Consider the following 2,990-nt stretch of genomic DNA (forward strand, 5'->3'; position numbering starts at 1 on the left):
AGGGCGGGTCGGCGCATCACCGCAGAGGCGACGTGTCGCCACCGCGCCGCACTCGGGTCCTGGCCGCCTCGCTGGGCCCGCCGCTGCCAGCGTGACGGTGCCAGCGACTCGATTCGTACGCCCAGAACGCCCAGCGAGGCGGGCAGGATTATCCATGCAAAGACCAGCGCGGAGGTGGTGACCAGGATGCCGGCGAGGCCTATGGAGTGCAGCACCTCCTGCGGGAAGACCAGTAGCCCCACAAGCGCCGACGCGATCGTCAACCCGGAGAACAAAACCGTGCGTCCGGAGGTGTTCATCGTGGTGTGCAGTGCTGCTCGCTCATCACCGGTGTCGGCGAGGTGTTCGCGGTAGCGCGAGATGATCAGCAGGCTGAAGTCAATCGACAGGCCCAGGCCCAGGGCGAAGACCAGGTTCAGTCCGTATACCGACACGACGGTGCACTCGACGAGGACGCGGATGGCGAGTAGCGCGAGCAACACCGTCACCACGCCGCCGAGCAACGCAACGCCGGCGGCGACGACGCCTCGGAACACGACAATGAGCAGCATGAACAGCAGCGGGAAGACTATCAGCTCAGCGAAAGTTAGGTCGTGGATGACCACGTCGGCACCTTGAACGTTGGCGACGGTGGGGCCGCCTAGCAGCACATGGCCGGCTAGCAGCGGATTGTCGTTGATCTGCCGCTCCAGCTCGGGCACCACCTGCTTTTCGGCGACGGGCCCGACTCTGCCCCACACGACGGTGTGGTGGCCGTCTCGTGCGATGAGCGCGGGATTGCGGGCGGACTGGTAATCGATGACCTGTCGTACCTCGCCGCGATGGTGGAGCAGCTCGACCGCGGCCGGCACTTCTGGCGGCGGGGCTAGTTTCGGGTCGATCCGCTGGTCGGTGCGTACCAGCAAGGCATAACCCTGGTGGTAATCGATTCCGGTGGCCTGTTCGATCACCTGGCGGGCCTGCACGTTACGTGCTGCCGGGTCGTCCCAATTCGCCCACCCGCTCGTTAATCGTGCATGCAGACCCAAGCTCATCACCGCCGCCGTGACCGCCAAAATACCGGCGACAAGCAGCACCAATCGGCGTCGACGGAGCACCCACCGTATCAACCCCGGACCCCGGGCGGGCTGCGTGCCAACGGCTTGCTCACCAGACATCGAGAAATCCTCCGAACCCGACTTACTCCGTCGACTCATATACTTCCACGACTGTCAGTCGGTAAACAACTCAGAGTCTGTCAGTAAAGTTATGACTGTGAAAGACGGCGTCAAGCCGGGCAGACGTCAGCTGTATGCCCAGCTCACTCGCGCGGCGGTGCTCGAAGCAGCGAAGACGTTATTCATCTCGGGCGGCTTCGAAGCGACCTCGATCGACGACATCGCCCGGCTAGCGCAGTCCAGCAAGGGGGCGGTATATCACCACTTCCGCGACAAGCGCGAGATCTTCACCGAGGTCTACCGAGCCAGTCAAAACGCGATCGTGGCCAAGGTCATCGACTCCATGAACAAACCATCCAGGCAGCAGGAGCCATGGCAGCTGGTCGAAAAAGGGACCCGTCTATTCCTGCGCAGCTACGTCGACGACAACGACGCCCGAGCCCTGCTTGGTCAGGTCATGGGTGTCCTGGGCTGGGACGGTGTGCGGGCACTCGATGAAGAAATCGCGTTGCCGTTCCTGCGGGCCACACTGCAAGACTTCGTGACCAAAGGGTACGCACGCGCGGTTCCCATCGATGCCACTGTCGAAATTTTCTTCAGCGTCTTCTGCAACGCCATCCTGTACATCGCCGCAGCGGCTGACCCCGACACAGCTTCACAAGAAGTTGAAACCGTCGTCGCCATAGCCCTGGCAGGCCTCAAAACGGCTGATGGAGCAGCATTGGACTGACGTCGCGTCCAACGGGAATGAGCGGGCACCTGCCGAGCAGGGAGCACCCTGGGCGCACACCTCACCCACATTAGAGATCTGCAACTGCTCGACATGCTGACCTTGAACAGACTCCGCCCCTACCTGCCTCGGCATACCGGCCCAGTTCCGGTCGCTGCACCTAGCCGTACGTGACGTAGCCAGGCCAGCTGTTCGCAGGAATTTGCAGGAATCGAATGATGGTTACCGGTACGACACGGCGTCCCGCATCTGACGAATCATTGCCTGACGTCTTGCCGGTCACCCCTGTCGCGCACCCGAACTCGGGTCGGTGCGCCATCGGGAGACCCACAGCTTGGACAGTGAGGTCATGCGCGGCGCCTGCGCTTCCCGCGGTGTCTCGGTCGTCAGTCTTCCCGGCGATGCCCAGAAACGGTAGTGCTGTCCGACGACGACTTTGGTGGCATTGATCCCCGCTTGCGATCACAGTGATGTGGCATTTGCCCTTTTTCGCGCAGGCGCTGCGACGCAGTCTGGAGGCAAGCACATTACGCCTACTGCGAGGGAAGCATGACCGAGTTCAGCACGCGCTATCAGACCGTGTCGATCGACGGCCTCGATGTCTTTTACCGCGAGGCCGGTGATCGCTCGAAACCCACAGTGCTTCTGCTGCACGGTTTTCCGTCCAGCTCTCATATGTTCCGTAATCTGATTAACTCGCTGGCCGACTCCTACCACCTGGTGGCGCCCGACCACATCGGCTTCGGGCGCTCCTCGATGCCCTCGGTCAACCAGTTCACCTACAGCTTCGACCGGCTTACCGAGATCACAGAGAAGCTCATCACCACGTTGGGGCTCGAACGCTTCGCCATCTACATTCACGACTACGGCGCACCCATCGGGTTGCGCATCGCCAGCGCACGACCGGAGCGCATCACCGCGATCATCACGCAGAGCGGAAACGCCTACATGGAGGGCTTCACGCCCTTTTGGGACAGACTGTTCGCGCACGCGAAAGACCGCGGCCCCAACGAAGACTCGGTCCGCGAATACTTCACCTTGCAGACGACGCACTGGCAGTACACCCACGGCGTGCCGGCCGATCGACTCGACCGCATCGCCCC

3 protein-coding genes are annotated in these 2,990 nt (G+C 62.4%); 2 read left to right on the forward strand and 1 reads right to left on the reverse strand.

Annotation, left to right across the window (positions count from 1 at the left end; all coding sequences use genetic code 11):
- Positions 1-1,157 (reverse strand): MMPL family transporter (locus A5700_RS20385; RefSeq protein WP_197504165.1); only part of this gene is annotated, 1,157 nt, incomplete at its 3' end.
- 97 nt (positions 1,158-1,254) lie between these two features.
- On the opposite strand from A5700_RS20385, the gene A5700_RS20390 reads away from it, so the two are divergent.
- Together A5700_RS20390 and A5700_RS20395 are read left to right on the forward strand one after the other, a co-directional pair.
- Entirely contained in the window at positions 1,255-1,887 is a 633-nt protein-coding gene (locus A5700_RS20390; RefSeq protein ID WP_197502963.1) for a TetR/AcrR family transcriptional regulator, read from the forward strand.
- 549 nt (positions 1,888-2,436) lie between these two features.
- Positions 2,437-2,990, forward strand: a 554-nt coding sequence (locus A5700_RS20395) for an alpha/beta fold hydrolase (RefSeq protein WP_156671328.1), incomplete at its 3' end; no start/stop codon positions are given.

Origin of the sequence: Mycobacterium sp. E1214 (assembly GCF_001666755.1) — a bacterium.
In the GTDB taxonomy this organism is placed as follows: domain Bacteria; phylum Actinomycetota; class Actinomycetes; order Mycobacteriales; family Mycobacteriaceae; genus Mycobacterium.